10 protein-coding genes are annotated in these 17,888 nt (G+C 70.2%); 6 read left to right on the top strand and 4 right to left on the bottom strand.

Annotation, left to right across the window (positions count from 1 at the left end; translation table 11 throughout):
- From ACWCYO_RS09950 to ACWCYO_RS09940, 3 genes are all read left to right on the top strand, one after another.
- The gene (locus ACWCYO_RS09950) at positions 1-900 is read left to right on the top strand and encodes a M56 family metallopeptidase (RefSeq protein WP_449783917.1); all 900 of its coding nucleotides are present in this window, start codon (positions 1-3) and stop codon (positions 898-900) included.
- A 264-nt stretch (positions 901-1,164) separates the two neighbouring features.
- Entirely contained in the window at positions 1,165-3,444 is a 2,280-nt protein-coding gene (locus ACWCYO_RS09945) for a hypothetical protein (protein ID WP_449783916.1), read from the top strand.
- Between the two features lie 101 nt (positions 3,445-3,545).
- Positions 3,546-5,468 (top strand): sialidase family protein, encoded by a 1,923-nt coding sequence (locus ACWCYO_RS09940; protein WP_449783915.1) that lies wholly within the window; start codon positions 3,546-3,548, stop codon positions 5,466-5,468.
- A 43-nt stretch (positions 5,469-5,511) separates the two neighbouring features.
- Here ACWCYO_RS09940 and ACWCYO_RS09935 read toward each other — a convergent pair whose 3' ends face one another.
- Together ACWCYO_RS09935 and ACWCYO_RS09930 are read right to left on the bottom strand one after the other, a co-directional pair.
- The gene (locus ACWCYO_RS09935; protein ID WP_449783914.1) at positions 5,512-5,922 is read right to left on the bottom strand and encodes a hypothetical protein; all 411 of its coding nucleotides are present in this window, start codon (positions 5,920-5,922) and stop codon (positions 5,512-5,514) included.
- Between the two features lie 128 nt (positions 5,923-6,050).
- Positions 6,051-8,567: a WD40/YVTN/BNR-like repeat-containing protein gene (locus ACWCYO_RS09930; protein ID WP_270142937.1), complete on the bottom strand. Its 2,517-nt coding sequence runs from the start codon at positions 8,565-8,567 to the stop codon at positions 6,051-6,053.
- Positions 8,568-8,882: 315 nt separating this feature from the next.
- Between ACWCYO_RS09930 and ACWCYO_RS09925 the strand changes: the two genes are divergently transcribed.
- Positions 8,883-11,585, top strand: a complete 2,703-nt coding sequence (locus ACWCYO_RS09925) for a glycosyl hydrolase (RefSeq protein WP_449783913.1) — start codon at positions 8,883-8,885, stop codon at positions 11,583-11,585.
- 360 nt (positions 11,586-11,945) lie between these two features.
- Here ACWCYO_RS09925 and ACWCYO_RS09920 read toward each other — a convergent pair.
- A protein-coding gene (locus ACWCYO_RS09920) for an IS630 family transposase (protein ID WP_449783912.1) occupies positions 11,946-13,024 on the bottom strand; the annotation gives its coding sequence in 2 pieces (ribosomal slippage) (positions 11,946-12,523 and positions 12,523-13,024; 1,080 coding nt in all).
- A 498-nt stretch (positions 13,025-13,522) separates the two neighbouring features.
- Between ACWCYO_RS09920 and ACWCYO_RS09915 the strand changes: the two genes are divergently transcribed.
- Positions 13,523-14,437, top strand: a complete 915-nt coding sequence (locus tag ACWCYO_RS09915; RefSeq protein ID WP_270142935.1) for a ribosome-inactivating family protein — start codon at positions 13,523-13,525, stop codon at positions 14,435-14,437.
- 552 nt (positions 14,438-14,989) lie between these two features.
- Positions 14,990-15,337, top strand: coding sequence for a hypothetical protein (locus ACWCYO_RS09910; protein ID WP_449783911.1), 348 nt, complete (start codon positions 14,990-14,992; stop codon positions 15,335-15,337).
- A 739-nt stretch (positions 15,338-16,076) separates the two neighbouring features.
- Here the strand turns inward: ACWCYO_RS09910 and ACWCYO_RS09905 are convergent.
- Positions 16,077-17,309, bottom strand: coding sequence for an IS110 family transposase (locus ACWCYO_RS09905; RefSeq protein ID WP_449783938.1), 1,233 nt, complete (start codon positions 17,307-17,309; stop codon positions 16,077-16,079).
- Between the last annotated feature and the right edge of the window lie 579 nt (positions 17,310-17,888).

The following is a 17,888-nucleotide window of genomic DNA, read 5'->3' as shown; positions in this document are numbered from 1 at the left end:
GTGTACTTCACCGTTCACCTGCTGCTGCTCGCTCCTGTCGCGTTGGCGGTGGTGGGGTCGGCGGTCTCTCGCCACCTCGCTCCGGCGGCTGAGGTCCGGGTGCTCACCTGTCTCGCCGCGACGGCCGGGGCGGCCACTCTGTGGGGGCTGTCCGTCCTGGCCTTCGCGGGGCTGATGAACGTCCCGCAGGTGCGGTCGCGCCTGGACGGAGATCCGCGGGTGCTGGCGGCGGCCGATCCGGTTCCGGGGGGCCTCGGCGTGCTGGCCGCGGTCGTGCTCGGCGTCGTCGCGGTGCGCCTGTCGTTCGCGTGGCGGCGGCATGCGACCGCGAGGCGGGCCCTGGGGGTGGTGCGCGGGGCTCCGGCTGCGGGTGACCTGATCGTGGTGACCGACGACCGCGCGGATGCCTATGCCCTGCCCGGCAGGCCGGGGCGGATCGTGGTGACCACCGGGATGCTGCGCACGCTGTCCGCCGAGGAGCGTGCCGTCCTGCTCGCCCATGAACGAGCGCATCTGACGCATCGGCACCATCGGTACGCCGCCGTGGCGCAGATCGCGGTCGTGATCAATCCCCTGCTCGCCCGGCTCAGGGACGAGGTCGCGTTCGGCATCGAGCGCTGGGCGGACGAGGTCGCCGCGGAGCGGGTCGGCTCACGTCGGCTCGCCATGCGTTCGCTGGCCCGGGCGGCCCTCGCCACCGCCGACCTGCCCGCGCCGCCCCCGGCCCTGACCTACCTGCGCCACCGGGTCACTGCGCGGGTGGCCGCGCTGAACGGGGAGCGTCCGGCGAGCCGCTGGTGCCGGGCGTGGCCGGCCGCCGGGGCGGTGCTCGTGACCTTCGTGGCCTTGGCGGATGTGGGTGTGGCGCTCGTCCGTTGCGTCAACGCCCTTGTGCCATAAGGCGGGTAACCGGCGAGTTGCCGCCGCGTGAGTTTTGGTCGCACATCTTGTGCGATGTCATGTCCGCCTTCACACTTCCGAGTTGCGAACACGCGCACACTTCTGCGTGAACGTCCTTCACCCCCTTACCTGTCGGGCGATTCCCGGCTGTCGAAAGGATGTTCAGTGTCACGCTCGCTCCTGCGAACCGCGCGAAGAGGACGGACCGCCGCGCTGGCGGCCCTCTTCGCCGCGCTGCCCGGCCTCTGGCTAGGGACTTCCCCGGTGCATGCGGCCCCGGCGGCCCCGCCCGCCGGGCAGTCCGCCGACTCCGGTGCCGCCGTCCACCACGACACCTCGGCTCCGCTGCGGGACCTGGCGGCGGCCGCCACCATCGCGCCCGGCCCGAAGCACAAGGGCAAGGACCACGAGGAGCGGCTGCCGCACCCGCCGGCCTCGCACGTCCCCGACCCGGTGGTGCAGCGCACGCCCGGCGGGCCGTCCGTCCCGTCCACCGGCGCGAGCTTCGACGGGATCGGCTCGGCGAACTACTCCGTGACGGGCGTGCCGCCGGACCCGAACGCCGCCGTCGGCTCCACCCAGATCGTGGAGACGGTGAACACCGCCTACGCCGTGTACTCCAAGACGGGCGCCACGATCCTCGCCCCGACCAACACCAGCACCCTGTGGTCCGGCTTCGGCGGCTACTGCCAGTCCACCAACGACGGTGACGCGGTGGTGCGTTGGGACACGCTGGCGAGCCGCTGGGTGGTCACCCAGTTCGCGAACGTCTCGTCCTCCTCCGGCCCGTACTTCGAGTGCATGGCCGTCTCCACGAGCGCGGACGCGACCGGGACGTACAACCGGTACGCGTACCAGTTCGCCAACTTCCCGGACTATCCGAAGCTCTCGGTGTGGCCGGACGGCTACTACGTCACCTACAACATGTTCACCCCGGCGGGCTCCTTCCTGAACGCCCAGGCCTGCGCGATGGACCGCGCGAGCATGCTTACCGGCGCCGCCGCCACCCAGCAGTGCTACACCACCTCGTCCTCCTACGGCGGGCTGCTCGCCTCCGACCTGGACGGTGCGACGGCGCCGCCGGCCGGTGAGCCCGCGACGCTGGTGGGCTTGGGAACCACGGCGACCTCGCTGGCGTACTGGAAATTCCACGTCGACTGGGCGACCCCGGCTAACTCCACTTTCACGGGGCCGACTTCGCTCACCGTCGCCGCCTACACCACCGCCTGCGGCACCTCTGGCACCTGTATCCCGCAGGGCGGCACCACCCAGCAGCTGGACTCGCTCTCCGACCGGGTGATGTTCCGCCTGGCGTACCGCAACTACGGCGACCACGAGTCGATGGTCGTCAACCACTCCGTCACCGCCGGGAGTTCAGTGGGCTCTCGGTGGTACGAGCTGCGCATGTCGGGCGGCAACCCGACCGTCTACCAGCAGGGCACCTACGCGCCGGACTCCACCTACCGCTGGATGGGCTCGATCGCCCAGGACAAGGCCGGCAACACCGCCCTCGGCTACTCCCAGTCCTCCTCCGCCACCCACCCCTCCATCCGCTACACCGGACGGCTCGCGGGCGACGCGCCGGGCACCATGACGCAGGGCGAGGTCACGGCCATCACCGGGGCCGGCTCGCAGACCTCCTACTCGCGCTGGGGCGACTACACCTCGATGGCCGTCGACCCCGTCGACGACTGCACCTTCTGGTACACCGACGAGTACGAGCCGGCGACCGGCAGCTTCAACTGGGCGACCCGCATCTCCTCCTTCACCCTGCCCGGCTGCGGCACCGCGGCGAACGACTTCTCGATGTCGCTCGACCCGGCCTCGGGCAGCGTTGCCGCGGGCTCCTCAGCCACCAGCACGGTCTCCACCGGGACCACCTCGGGCAGTGCCCAGACCGTCAACCTGAGTGCCTCGGGCCTGCCGGCCGGGGCGAGCGCGAGCTTCAACCCGGCCTCCGTCACCTCCGGCGGCTCGGCCACGATGACCGTCACCACCTCCTCCTCCACCCCGTCCGGGACGTACAACATCACCGTCACCGGCACCGGCACCTCCGTCACCCACAGCGCCGCGTACGCCCTCACGGTCACCGGCGGCCCGACCGGCGGCGTCACCAACGGCGGGTTCGAGATCGGCAGCCTGTCCGGCTGGACGGCAGGCGGCCCGGCCGCCGGCGTGACCACCAGCGGCCCGCACAGCGGCAGTTACGCCGCCCTGCTCGGCTCGACCTCGCCGACCAACGGTGACTCGTCCGTCACGCAGACCTTCACCGCGCCGTCCGGCACCAGCACGCTGTCCTTCTGGTACAACGTGACCTGCCCGGACACCGTCACCTACGACTGGGCGACGGCCACCCTGAAGGACAACACCACCGGGACGACCACCACGCTGCTCGCCAAGACGTGCGTTTCGTCTTCGGGTTGGGTGCAGAAGACCGCCGCCGTCACTGCCGGACACTCCTACACCCTCACCCTCGTCAACCACGACGACAACTGGACCGGTGACGCCACCTCCACCAAGTACGACGACGTCACGCTCTCCTGACCGGCCCACACCGCTTCACCCGCGAGATCCGCACCACCAGCGCACGTCCCCCACCGGCCGGGCCCGGCACGCCCGCCCGGCCCGCGACTCAGGAGCACTGGATGAAACGGCTCTTCCTCCACACCTGGCGGCGCGCCTTCGCCGCCGCAGCGTCGGTGGCACTGCTCACGGCCGGCGCCGTGGGCACCGCCGGCGCCGCGACCACGCTGACCAACGGCGACTTCGAGACCGGCAGCCTGTCCGGCTGGACGGCGAGCGGCCCGGCCACCAGCGTGACCACCAACGGTGCGCACAGCGGCAGTTACGCCGCCATGCTCGGCAGCACCTCGCCCACCAACGGCACCTCCTCGATCAGCCAGTCCTTCACCGCACCGAGCGGCAGCAGCACGCTGTCCTTCTGGTACGACGTGACCTGCCCGGACACCGTGACCTACGACTGGGCCACGGCGACGCTCCAGGACACGACGACCGGCACCACCGCGACCGTACTCCCCAAGACCTGCACCAGCGACGCCGGTTGGCAGCAGATCAGCGCCGCCCTGACAGCCGGGCACGGGTACACGCTGACGCTCTCCAGCAAGGACGACAACTACGCGGGCGACGCCACGTACACGCTCTACGACGACGTGACCGTCACGACCGCGCAGCCCGGGCCGAGCCTGCTGCAGGTCAGTACCGACCCGTTCACCAACAGCAGCAGCCAGCATGCCACCGAGCTGGAGCCGGACACCTTCGCCTACGGCAGCACCATCGTCTCCTCCTCCCAGGTGGGGAGGTTCACCGACGGCGGCTCCTCGGACATCAGCTGGAACACCTCCACCGACGGCGGCAGCACCTGGCAGCACGGCATGCTCCCCGGCATCACCACCTACCAGGGCGGCGGCAGCTGGGCCCGGGTCTCCGACCCGTCGGTGGCGTACGACGCGAGGCACGGTACCTGGATGGTCACCGGCCTGGTCATCGACGCGAACGCCAATGGCGCCGGTGTGAGCGTCAGCCGCTCCGCCGACGGGCTGACCTGGCAGAACCCGGTGATGGCCGTCGGCAACGACGGTCAGGGCTACGACAAGGAATGGATCGTCTGCGACAACTCCACGACCAGCCCCTACTACGGCAACTGCTACATCGAGGTCGACATCACCTCCTCCGGCAACGCGGTGATCATGTCGACCTCGCGGGACGGCGGTGCGACCTGGTCCACGCCCGCGAGCCCCGGCGGGTCGAACACCGGGCTCGGCGGGCAGCCGCTGGTGCAGCCGAACGGCACCGTGGTCGTGCCGTTCTCCACCAACGGCAGCTCGATCCGGTCCTTCACCTCCACCAACGGCGGTGCCTCGTGGGGCTCCACCGTGCTGGTCGCCAACGTCTCCTCGCACGGTGTGGCGGGCAACCTGCGCGACGGCGAGGGCCTGCCCTCGGCCGAGATCGATGCGAGCGGGAAGGTCTACGTCGCCTGGCAGGACTGCCGTTTCCGCTCCGGCTGCCCGGCCAACGACATCGTGTACGCCACCTCGACCGACGGCACCACCTGGTCCGCCGTCACCCGGGTTCCGATCGACGCCACCACCAGTACCGTCGACCACTTCATCCCGGGCTTCGGCGTCGACCACGCCACCTCCGGCGCGACGGCCAAGATCGGGCTGTACTACTACTTCTACCCGAACGCCAACTGCACGGCCAGCAGCTGCCAGTTGGAGGTCGGCTACGTCTCCTCCGCCAACGGCGGCACCAGCTGGAGCGCCCCGCAGGCGGTTGCCGGGCCGATGGCGCTCTCCCAGATCGCCTCGACGACCCAGGGCAGCATGGTCGGCGACTACCTCTCCACCTCGGTGGTGAACGGCAAAGCGGTCGCGATCTTCGCCGTCGGCAAGGCGCCCACAGGCGGGCAGGCCTTCGACGAGGCGATGTATGCCGTCCAGGGCGGCCTGCCGGTGACCGGCGGCGCAGTGCGGGCGGTGACCGGCCCGGTGCTGTCCGCCGCGGGTGACCACGCCTTGAGCCTCCGGCCGCCCGTGCGGAACTGACCGACGGCGGCCGGCCCACCATGGGGGTGGGCTGGCCGCCGTGTCAGTGCGCGGGGCGGGTGGGAGCGCCGGGGGCGCCGTGGTCCAGGTCGGTCGGGTTCTCGACGTCGACGGACTGCGTCGGTGCGGGCGACGGGGTGGTGGCGGCTGCGGGCGGGGGCGTGGCTGCGTGGGTCGCGGGCGGGGGCGTGTCGACCGGGCTGGTTCGTGGCGGAGCGGGGGTGGCTGCGCCAGGGGCCGCCGGGACGGTCGGTGAAACGGTCGCTGTGCTGGTGCCCGGGGCCGCCGGAGTGGTCGTCGGGCCCGCCGTCGAAGGTGGTGCCGTGACGGCGGTGGTGGCCGGGGGCGGGCTGGAGGGCTGGTTGCTGTCGCCCTTGTCCGCATCGCAGGCCGAGGCGGTGCCGAGCGCGATGAGGATGAGGACGGCGATCCCCACGGCTCTGGGTCGGTGCATGAGGTGAGGTCTCCCGGTTCTGGCGGACGATGCGGTCATGGGACGACAGCGGCGCCCGTCCGGTTCCGCAGGTGTGCGCGCGGCCCACCAGCCGACGATGGCTGGTGGGCCGCACGTGGGACATACCGTCAGCCGGTGATCTTCCACAGGCCGCGGCCGTGGGTGGCGGCCATCAGGTAGCTGCCGTCGGGGGAGACGGTCAGGTCGGAGACGGAGGCGTTCGGCAGGCCGGTGCCGAGGCGGCGCCAGCAGCCGGAGCCGTCGGCCACGAACACGCCGACGTCGCCGCCGACGACGACCTGGCCCTTCCAGAGCTTCACCACGCTGAACGGTGCGTCCGGCAGGTTGCCGCTGATGTCCGTCCAGTGTGCGCCGCCGTCGCGGGACTCGAAGACGTGGCCCACGCCGGCGCCGTCGATCCAGTGGCGGCTGTACGAACCGTAGACCGCGTAGACGTGGCCGGCGTCGGCCGGGTCGACGGTCAGGCCGGTGACGAAGCGGTTCGGCAGCTCGGGGGCGCTGATCCGGTGCCAGGTGCCGCCGTAGTTGGTGTCGATGCCGGAGGTGAACGGCGTGGCCGCGCCGGGGTTGCAGCCGTTGCCGGTGCCGCACCAGCCGACGTAGGTGGTCGAACCGGAGACGGCGACGGCGGTGGAGGCGTTGCCCGCGCCGAGGTCGCGGACGGGCTTCCAGTCGCAGACCTGCTGCCAGCAGGTGGTGTCCCAGCCCTTGCCCTGGTTGTCCCAGACGTAGCGGCCACCGGCGACCCAGTGGTCGGCGTTGCCGGGGTCGGCGGAGAACGGCGCGTTGAAGCGGCCGTCGGTCTCGCACGGGCTGGTCTTGTTCTGCTTGCAGTTGGGCGTCACGTAGTACCAGCTGTGGCCGCCGTCATCGGACTTGGCCATCGCGAGGTTGGTGTACTCGGCGACCACCCGGTTGCCGTTCTTCGGGTCGACGACGACGTCGAAGCCGTCGCCGCCCTTGGGCTCGGCCATGTGGTCGCTGCCCGGGGTGAGGACGGAGTAGCCGTTGTCCTGCAGGCCGCCCCAGGCGATGTCGCCCTTGCCGTCGGGGGAGGCGCCGAGGCCGCCGTAGAAGTACTGCAGGGTGCGCAGGGTGGCGTTGCGGTCAGTCCACTGGACGACCTTGCGCAGGGCGGCCGGGCGGGACCAGACGCCGCCGTCGTTGCCGAAGTACGCGGTGCCGTCGGGGGCGACGACGGCCGCGTGCTGGTCTGGGTGGGTGGTGTTCGGGCAGGTGTTCTTGGCCGGGTCGTCGTCGTAGCAGGGCAGGTCGTAGTTCCAGTACGGCCCGATGGTGTCCCAGCTCTTGCCGCCGTCGGAGGTCTCGTAGATGTCCTCCAGGCCGAGGTAGACGTGGTTCGGGTCGGCCGGGTCGACGGTGACGTACTGGTCGTACCAGGCCTGCGCGCCCGGGGTGCCGGCGCGGCCGCCGGAGGCCTTGAGCTTGGCGGCGTCGGCGAGCTTGGTCCAGGAGCCGTTGATGTCACCGGAGTCGGCAGAGAAGACGCCGCCCAGGCTGACGTTGGTCGGGTCCTCCACGACGGCGTAGAGCTTGCTGCCGTCCGGGGTCCAGTCGAAGGTGGTGCGGCCGAAACGGCTCGCGTCGAGGTCGCCGCCGGGGGTGGCCTTGGTCCAGGTCGCGCCCGCGTCGTTGGAGACGTAGAAGCCGTTGTACTGCAGGTCGTCGGCCTTGGTGCCGCCGCGCCAGCCGAGGGCGGCGACGACCGTCTGGCCGTGGCTGCCGGGCCGCACGCGCACGTCGGTGACGAAGGAGGTGCGGTACGGCGAGCCGGTCGGGTTGGGGTCCGGCTTGAGCACCGTCTGCCAGGGGCTGCGGATCTGCTTCGACGGGTGCTTCAGCAGGCCCTGATTGGTGGCGACGTAGACCTGGTTGTTCTCGGCGAAGGAGATCCGGAACACCATGCTGTTGGCGACCCGGTTGCCGACCAGCTGGAAGGTCTGTCCGTGGTCCGTGGAACGGTAGATGCCGCCGCCCGCGATGCCGTCGGCGTTACTGTTCGCCTCGCCGGTGCCGACCCACAGCGAGTGGTCGGCCGGGTTGACCGCGACCGCGCCGATGGAGAGCGTGTCCTGCTGGTCGAAGACCGGGCTCCAGTGGGCGCCCTGGTCGGTCGAACGCCAGACACCGCCCCCGGCGGCACCGGCGTACAGGTACTGCCCGTCCACGGCCAGCGAGGTGATCCGGCCGGAGGCGACCCCGTGGCCGGCCATGTGCGGGCCTAGCTCGTACGAGTGGTCCGCGGTGTTGTACGGCGCGCTGGAGAACTCGCTCCAGCGGCCGGCGCTGGTGGGCATGCCGTTGGCGCTCTGGCGGCCGGCGGCGAGGGCCTCCGAACTGACCGTCGTACCGGGGGCGGTGCGGACGGCGCTGTACGCGGCATCGGCGGCCAGGATGTCGGCGCTCTCACTGCCCCCTTCGCCGCCGTCCTCGTCGCCGAACGCCTCGGGGCCGAACGGCGGCAGGGCGGAGCCGTCGGTGATGACGGCGCCGGGGGTGGGGTCGGCCGGGGCGGCGTGGCCGGGTATCGCGTTGAACAGCAGCAGAGCGGGCAGGGCCGCGCTCAGGGCTACGCGGGTTGCGCGGCGCCTGGCTGAACTCATCGGGGCTCCTCACGGATGACGCGGAAGTGCGGCCCTAACCTGCCGTCTTTGATCATGTCAAGGAAGAGCTGTGCAGGAGTATTTGCAGATGCGTTAGATATCGGATGCGAACGATGCGCGAGTTTGAACCCCAGCCGGTTGAGGACCGGTTGCGACCTCGGGGTATTCCGTTGCTTTTAACCGATTTCACAGAATTGAGTTTTAATCATTCGTTACGCGAACCCCCTTCACGCAGTGCCATTGCACCAGCCAGGCTTCGCACTGATCCGCCGGGAGTGCGACCGCGCGCCCCGGCCGCCCAGGGGAGGACGCACCGTGCCGAACAGGCAACGACGACGGCTGCTGCTGAGCGCCGTCACGCTCACCGCGCTCGGCCTGACCGCCACTCAGGCCATGGCCGCACCCGTCGCACAGCCCGGAACCCAGCCGAACCCGGTGCAGCGCCTGACCGAGGCCGGCCAGAGGCACGCCCAGAAGGTCACGGGCAAGCCGGCGGGCGGCCACACCTTCTCCGCCAAGGCCGAGACCGGTGGCGACGGCGGCAGCGACGAGGCGGAGAACTCAGCCGAGGGCACCGCGCAGTACACCGAGGCCCGCACCGCCCCCGGCGTCGTCGCGCCGGGCGCGTACGGCGCGGCCTGGGCCCAGCTCCAGTCGCTGCCGCACACCGGCGGTTCCTGGGACCACGTGACGAACAAGCCGTACAACGGCGACGACCCGCGCTACCGCGACGTCAACTCCAACTCCAGCGGCGGCGCCGGCTTCGTCACGGGCCGGATCACCGGCATCGCGGCCGACTCCGACGGCTACGTCTACGCGGGCGGCGCCAACGGCGGCGTGTTCCGCTCCCGCACCGGCGGCGGCCACTGGGAGCCGATCGCCGACAAGTTGCCCACGCTGTCCACCGGTACCCTGAACCTGGACGGCGGCGGGCGGCTCTGGTACGCCACCGGTGAGTCCAACACCGGCGCGACCTCGTACGTCGGCACCGGTGTGTACGTGCTGTCCGACCCGAAGCACGGCAAGTTCCAGCCCGGGAACCGGGTCGGCGGCGCCGAGCTGGAGTCCACCACGATCCACCAGCTGCGCTTCGCCGGGGACAAGGTGTGGGCGGCAACCAACCGGGGCGTGTGGAGCCACTCCACCACCGATCTGTCCGGCCCGTGGACCATGGAGTTCGCGCCCAACCCCGATTACCTGCCCGGCGGTGCGAAGGCGAGCGACCCGAGCGCGCCGTACAAGAACATCGCCAACGACATCGCCATCGACTCCAAGGACCCGTCCAAGGTGATCCTGGCGGTCGGCTGGCGTGGCGGCGACACCTACAACGGCTTCTACAGCAAGGCGGCCGACGGCAGTTGGCAGCGGGTGGCCTCGCTGGGTGACCTGCCGACGGACGCTGCCAACGTCGGCAACGTGACCTTCGCGCGCTCGGCGGACGGCTCGCGCTACTACGCGATCGACCAGTCGCCGGACGTCATGGCGCACAACCCGGACACCGGCCTCAAGGGGATCTACGTCTCCAAGTCCGGTTCCCCGGCCGGCCCGTGGGCCCTGATCGCGGACAAGGACAAGCTCAAGGGCTCCGGCTCGGCGCTCCAGGACGCGGGCTACCAGCCGGGCATCCAGTCCTGGTACAACCAGTTCCTCCAGGTCGACCCGGCCAACCCGGACCACGTCTGGGCGGGCCTGGAAGAGGTCTTCGAGACCACCGACGGCGGCGCCAAGTGGGCCACTATCGCCCCGTACTGGAACAACCCGTTCCCGTGCTGGAGCATCGACCCCGCCAAGCAGACCGGCGACTGCTCGCCGACGACGCACTCGGACCAGCACGCCGTCGCCATCGGCAGCTACCAGGGCAAGACGAGCGTCTACGTCGGCAACGACGGCGGCATCTACACCCGCCCGGTCAACGGGCAGTTGGACGCGGGCGGTCACGCCAAGGACTGGAAGTCCCTCAACGACGGGACGATCGACACCCTGCAGTACTACTCGGTGGGCATCGGCAAGGACCTGGCGGACCGCTCCGGCCGGGGCGTGATCGTCAGCGGCGGGCTCCAGGACAACGGCGAATCGATCCTGCGCGCCCACGACAAGGTGATGGGCTCCAACTTCGGCGGCGACGGCGGAGACACCCTGGTCGACCCGGCCAACGGCTGCAACATCGCCGAGGAGTACGTCTACCTGGACATGTGGGTCACCCAGAACTGCGCGGTGAACGACGGAAGTTGGACGAAGGACCCGAGCAAGGCCACCTCCTACGAGGTCGCACCGCCCGACAAGGCCACCAGCGCCGCCCGCTTCATCGCCCCGATCACCACCGACCCCAAGGACACCAATACCTGGATCGCGGGCGGCCAGCACGTCTGGGTGCAGCACAAGGGCTACGCGATCCGCAGCGGCAGCGAGTGGACCTCCGCCTACGACCTGGGCGCCGGCCACGTCGCCACGGCCGTGGCCACCGTCAACGGCACGGTGTACGCGGGCTGGTGCGGCCCCTGCAACAACCAGGGCTTCACCCGCGGCATCGCTGTCGGCAACACCGACGGCACCGGCTGGCACCAGCTCAACCTGCCCGTCGACGGCACCCTGCCCAACCGGTACGTCTCCTCCTTCGCGGTCGACGAGAACGACGCCCAGCACGTCTTCGTCGCGTTCAGCGGCTTCTCCCGCAGCTGGACCGAGGGCCCGGGCGCCGGGATCGGCCACCTCTTCGAGACCCGTGACGGCGGTGCGAGCTGGACGGACGTCTCGGCCAACCTGCCAGACGTCCCCGCCACCTCGATCAAGCTGTTGCCGAACGGCGGCCTCGCCCTCGGTACCGACCTCGCCGCGTTCTACCGCGCGCCCGGTGCCACCGACTTCAGGGTGCTCGGCCGCAACCTGCCCACCACCTCGGTGCAGCAGCTCAAGATCGGCCCCGACGGCAAGCTCTACGCCGCCACCTTCGGCCGCGGCATCTGGTCCTTCGACCTGCGCCGCCTCGGCCACGGTCGGTACGACGAGACGGACGACTGATCCTTCTCGCTGACCCGAGTGACACCGCCGGTGTGCGGACTGGTCGAATGACCGGTCCGCACACCGGCGGTCCGTTATGGCGGCGACGTCACCGGCGGCGACGATGCCCTCCAGCGCACGGCCGTCGGGGCCGATGACGTGACAGGTCGGGTCGCAGGAGACGCCGTCCGCCAGCTGAACGCCGGCCGCGACGGCTTCGCGGATGGTGGTCAGGTCGTCGCGACCTGTCCCGACCGCAGAGCTTCCCCGCTCACTGCCCGCCGCCCTCGGCCACGGTGGTGGCCCGCGCCTGTAGCGCGTCCAGCACCTTCTCGTACGCCGGGGCGACCTCGACGTCCAAACGAACGTGACTTCGGCTTGTCAGGGTGAGGCGGGGGTGTCGAGGGTCAGGCCGGTGCCGGCTATGAAGCCGTCGAGGGTGTCGGGCCGGTACTGCAGGCGTTTGAGCCGGTTTCGCACGAGGGCTTCGAGTCGGTCGAGGGCGACCACGGCGAGGTTGGCGAGGCTGCGTTCGACGTGGGCCCAGACCCATTCGACGGGGTTGAGGTCGGGTGAATAGGCGGGGAGCAGGAACACCGTCAGCCAGGCACGCTCGGCGATCAAGTCGCGCATGGCATGGGAAATGTGGGTGTTCAGGCGGTCCCAGACCAGCACGATCGGTGCCTTGACCAGCTGGTGGACGCCGTCGATCAGTGCGATGAAGTCGCGCTCGCCCATGCTCCGGCGCTTGCCTCTGCCTGCGGGGTGGGTGCGTAGGCGGTGGCACAGTCGGGTGCGCGAGCCCGGCCGCATGGCGATTACCCCGGCCACGGATAGGCGTCCCGAGCGGCGGCCGCTGACGGTCACAACCGGCGTGCGGCCTCGTCGGCCCCAGGTGCGTCCTTTGGGCGGTCTGCGGGTGAATCCTGCCTCGTCCTCGAAGCAGATGTAGCCCCCGCAGGCCGCCCGCGCTCTTTTACCTCCGCCCAGGTCGCCTCCTTCCACGCGGTGACGGCCTGCTCGTCGCGCTCGGCCACCCGGCGCGCGGGGACCTGCGGGCTGAAGCCGAGCCGGTGCATCAGCCTCGTGGCACCCGAGACGCTGTAGGAGACGTGGAACTTCCTCCCGATCAGCGTGGCCACCCTCGCGGCGGTCCACACCTGGTCCTCCACCCAGCCGTGCGCAGCCGGACCCTGCTCCAGATACGCGGCCAGTTTCTCCAGGCAGCGCGGTGACAGACGACACCGCGACCCGCTCGGGCCGCGAGAAGCCAGAGCCTGCACACCGCCCTCACACCACAATTGGTGCCACTGGTAAGCCGACTTCGGGCTCACCCGCAGACGTCGAGCCACCTCCGGCGGCTTGACGTCCTGCTCGAACAGCTCGGCTGCCTGCATCCGCACTGACTCCCGGCGCAGCCGTCCCGCGGCGGTCAGCCCGCCCCCATCCGCATATCTCACACACCATCGGATACAGCCACCGCACCGAGCCCGTCAGGCAATTCGGGGCCATTCACCCTGACGCGCCGAAGTCAGTACCGACGAGACCGGAGCGCTCGGCTCGGTCGCCCGGGCCACTCTGGGGGAGCTGTGCCACCCTGTGTGACGGCGGACGTTCGACCGAACTCGCCGATCTCGGCGGTACAGGATCCACCGGCGGCCCCGGCTTCACGGAGCATGAGGTCCGTGCAGGTCAGCCGAGTTGATGAACAGCGCCCGGGAGGGCCGCCCGGCGGCACCCGGTAGCGCCCTGCCAACGGTGCGCGGTGCGGCGAACGATCGTTCCGTCTCGATCAAGTCCGATGGGCCTGCTGACATAGCGTCATGTGCGAGGGCGACCGCCGCCCGGTCGCCCAACCCCGTCGGCGGGTTGCGGGGAGCACCGGTCGGCTCGCCCGCTTCCTCCGTCGCTCCGGGCCCGCCCGGTGCGCTCACGCTGACGATCGGACAGACATGCACATGTTGGGGAGACTCCGCCGGACGCTGCGCCAGGCAGTGGGGGGCCTGGTTCTGGCACTGGCGGTCACGGCCGGCCTGCTGTGCCCCGCTGGAACGGCCTCGGCGTCGACCGGCGACGGCTCCGTGAGCCACGTCTGGCTGAACCTGGGCCACGCTCCCAGCCCGAACCTCCGCATCTCCTACTCGACCTTCCTGGCGAGCCTGCGCGCCGCGGTCGGCAACTCCCTGCAGGGGGTGGAGGTCGCCCAGGCCGCCTCGCAGAACGAAGGGGTCGTCCGAGTCTCACTGAGCGCCGTCGACGACCACGGGACCGAGCGGGCGGTCGACCTGTGGATCAACCCGGACAACCTCTACCTGGTGGGATACTCACCCCAGGCGACGCCCGGCGTTTCCTACATCTTCAACGACATCCATGCCAGCGCGGCCATCCCCACCGCACGGCAGAACCTGCCGTTCGGCGGGAACTACAACTCCCTGGTCGGCGCGGCTCACCGCGACCGTTCCAACACCCCCATCTCGTTCTCGAGCATCCGCCAGGCCGTCCTCGACCTGGCCAACCAGCGGTCGGCCGGCAGCAACCAGCAGACGACCGCCCGCGCCCTCCTGCTGCTCATCCAGTTCACCTCCGAAGCCGCCCGCTTCAACGACCTCGAGGGTGTCTTCCGCAACGTCCTGGCCGACTGGGGCAACTCGGGCAGCGGCATTCCCTCCTGGCTCCAGCAGATGGAGAACAACTGGGGCACCCTCTCCAACTTCTTCTGGAACGACCTCGGTTTCGGCAACAACCCCCACCCGGCGCCTCTGACCATCGGTGGCATTCGCATCAACAACGCGAGCGACGTCCGGCGTTACGTCAGGACAGTGCTGACTCCGGTGGTCGGCACCTCGTTCAACCCCGGGCACCAGGAGCTCTGACCCCGCCCCTCCGCACGCGCCGCTCGGAACACCGTCCGGGCGGCGCGTGCAGCAGGGCGAACGGACTACTGGCGAAGGACGACGGCGCCCCCTCACGCCTCCGGCGGTGTGTACCGGGCCCGCGCGGTCACGGCCAGCAGGGTGAGGGGGACCGCGGCCGCCGCGGCGGCCGTGAAGTCGCCACGGTCCGGTCGAGCAGCTCGTCCTGCGCCTGCCAGACGGTACCCATCCCGCCCCGCCCCACCTGGCGCACAAGCCGATATCGACCGCCAATCAGGTCATCATCAAAAGCCTGCGTCACAGCGCCACCATACTGAAGAGGCCGGTTGATTGCGGACAGCAAGCGCAGGCCCGCGCGGTCGGGAGCAGTTCCTTGATCCGGGCTGTACCCAAGGGAGTTGGATGCAAATCTCCTGAAAGCCGCACCCGCCCACCTTCGAGATCCCATAAGGGTGCGGTTCTTCTGAAAGGGAACGGCTGAGCTGGGAGAACGCTGATCGGGGCTGTACCCGGGGCTGTTCGTCTCTACCGTGGTGGCGAGGAGGGCGGCTGGTGGGTTCGTTGATCGAGGAGCTGGAAGCCCGCGAGGCGGCTGCCCGGGTGCGGGTGGAGGAGTTCTCGGCCGAACTCGCGTCGGTGTCCGCCAAGTTGGAGCTGGCCCGGGAGAGGCCGGAGCGTCTGCGGATCGCGCGGAAGACGGTCGCCGAGGTGCTCGCGGAGATGACGTCGGAGATGCCCGCGGTGACGATCAATGCCGGACAGCCGCCTGCGGGCGAGCGGGTGGTGTCGGCGTATGCGGGCGCTGAGCGGCAGGTCATCGGGGTGCTGACCGTGCCGAACGACCCGGTCGAAGGCTCGCTGGCTGATGAAGTCCGCAAGCTGGTTCACGTTCTTGCGTAGGGCGGTCGCGGCTTCGTTCGGTCCGAAGCCGTCGAAGGGAGCCGCTATCGGGAGCACGTGACCAGTACTAAGGAGAAGTCGTGGGTGTAGAAGGCACGCGGGCCATCGAGATCGTAGCCCTCCCGGATCCGGGCCCGAGATCGCGTCCCCACCACCTGGTCCTTGTGAGTTCGCGCCTTCGCCGAGTCGATGAGCGTCTGCAGGTCCCGGTATCCGGGCAGGCCGCCGTGGTGCCCTTGTACGACGGCGGCGAACGGACGCCCGGCGTGCGACGCGGCCAGCCACGCGCCTCCTTGTGCGGAATGCCGACCTTCCGGCCGCGGGCCTCGGTGGTGTGCAGACCGTGCTGCCAGGGACAGGATCCCTTGCCGACGTGTGCACCAATGCCAGGCACTCGGCTAGCTCGCCGGCGCCGAAGGTAGTTGCGAACTGCCCTGCCAGCACGGCGGATCCGCGCAGGTGCTCCTCCAGAGCGTGTCGCCGGCCTGATAGGTTCCGGCTGTGCGCCCACAGCGGCGTCACACTGCTACTTGAGTCCTTCATGCCGATCAGATTCCCCATGGCCGGACCACGCGGCCGTCGGCCGACAGGCAACGGACACGGTTCGGAACCCGAAGTCGACACGCGCTTCGCACCGAAGCGAATGCCCGGATCAAGTGCATTCGGGTCCTTGGAGTACCTCATGGCCGTGCGGTGGAGCACCAGTTATCGCTGGTCAGACACCCCATGTCGTTGGGTGTCAAGCGGCAATGGGTTGGTCGTGGGCGTGGTGTGACCAGGCGGTCGCCTCGTCGTAGAGGGTGCGGGTCTTGAGGCAGCCGTGGAGTATGCCGACCAGGCGGTTGCCGACCTGCCTGAGGGCCGGGTTGTAGCCGGCCTCACGGGCGCGCTGCTTGTCGTAGTAGGCGCGGGCGCCGGGCGAAGCCCTCAGGGCGGAGAACGCCTGCGTCTGCAACGCGTCGGCGAGCCGGTTGTTGCGGACGTAGCGGGCTTGGACGGTGTGGCTCTTGCCGGAGGCCCTGGTGACGGGGCTGGTGCCGGCGTAGTTCTTGCGGGCCTTGGCGGACGCGTAGCGGGTGGCGTCGTCTCCGAACTCGGCGAGCACCCGGGCACCGGTGATCTCCGCGATGCCGGGCATCGACAGGTAGATCTCAGCGTCCGGGTGCGCGAGAAAATGGGCCTTCACCTGCCCTTCCATCTCGGTGATCTGCTCGTTCAGCGTGATCAGTAGGCGCGCGTGGGCGGCGGCGGCCGCCGCGTAGGCGGCGGTGACCGGCTCGGGCAGGCCGAGCTGCGGCTCGCGCAGCGCGGCCTGGATCGCCGCCGCTTTCGCATCCCGGTTCCGGCGCCGGGCCCGGGCCAGGACCGAGATGATCTGGGGACGGGTCAGCTTCGCGGCCGTCGCGGGGGTGGGCGCCTTGATGAGCAGTTCGAGCGCGTCCGTGCTGGTCAGCGCCAGTTCGGCGTAGGCCGTGAGGGCTGCGGGGAAGTACTCGCGCAGCGTGCTCCGCAGTCGCTGGAAGGTGCGGGTGCGTTCCCAGATCAGAGTTTGGTGGGCGCGGGCGACGACCTTGACGGCTTGGGCCTGGCCGCTGTCGCCGGCGATGGGCCGCAGCTGGTCGCGGTCGATGCGGACCATGTCGGCCAGTGCGTGCGCGTCGCCCTTGTCGCTCTTGGCCCCGGACGTGGCGTACCGCTCTTTGAACCGGGCGACCTGTCGCGGGTTGATTGCGTATACCTGGTAGCCGGAGGCGATCAGGGCCTGCACCCACGAGCCGCGGTCGGTCTCGATCCCGACGACCACCCTGGCCGCGTCCAGGTTCTCGCCGCCATGGCGGGCGAGGAGTTCGTGGAGTTTCGCGATGCCCTCCACGCCCTCCGGCAGCCGCGCGGCGGCGAGCCGGCGGCCGGACTCGTCCTGGATCTCGACATCGTGATGATCTTCGGCCCAGTCATCGCCGATCAGCAGCAACATGCCCTCCCTGTCAGGTCGTTCACTTCGTCGAGCAGCCTGCGGAAGGCACGGCGCGCGGCCTAATGGATCCAGTGCTCACGCCCTCGCGGGCGGGCACGCCACCCCATCAGCGGTCTGGCCTCCCGGCCGACCAGCCGGGGCACGGTCTGACCTCAGAGCTCGAACGGCTCCGGCGGCGAGAGTGCTCACCTGCTGGCGGCTACGGCACCGAGTCTTCTACAACCCGGTAGCTCCCATTAGGCGGCGTGGCGGTCGCCCTCCCGGGCGGCCGAGGATCGCAACAGCCAGCTCTACAACCAGTTGTGCGGCCAGGCACTGGTGGCGGTCGCCCTCCCGGGCGGCCGAGGATCGTAACGAGACCCAAATGACACGCGTGCTCACTGGCGCTGGTGTGGCGGCTGCCTTTCAGGGGGACCGAGGATCGCAGCATCATCTCGATGGAGGCGTCGGCCTCCTCATGAGTGATGGCGGTCTTCCTGCGGGGCGGCTGAGGATCGCAACTGTTACGAGGGAGTCGCGGAGACCGCCAACGCCACGCGTGGCGTTGGCGGTCTGGGGCGCAACCTGTTCGACAAC

Source organism: Kitasatospora sp. NPDC001683 (assembly GCF_053596495.1).
The sequence above is the reverse complement of the archived record's forward strand: the minus strand, read 5'-3'. Positions and strand labels throughout refer to the sequence as shown.

Coding starts and splice junctions, on each gene's coding strand:
- ACWCYO_RS09915 (WP_270142935.1), top strand. CDS start 13,523: ATGTTGGGGAGACTCCGCCGGACGCTGCGCCAGGCAGTGGGGGGCCTG.
- ACWCYO_RS09930 (WP_270142937.1), bottom strand. CDS start 8,567: ATGAGTTCAGCCAGGCGCCGCGCAACCCGCGTAGCCCTGAGCGCGGCC.
- ACWCYO_RS09935 (WP_449783914.1), bottom strand. CDS start 5,922: ATGCACCGACCCAGAGCCGTGGGGATCGCCGTCCTCATCCTCATCGCG.
- ACWCYO_RS09940 (WP_449783915.1), top strand. CDS start 3,546: ATGAAACGGCTCTTCCTCCACACCTGGCGGCGCGCCTTCGCCGCCGCA.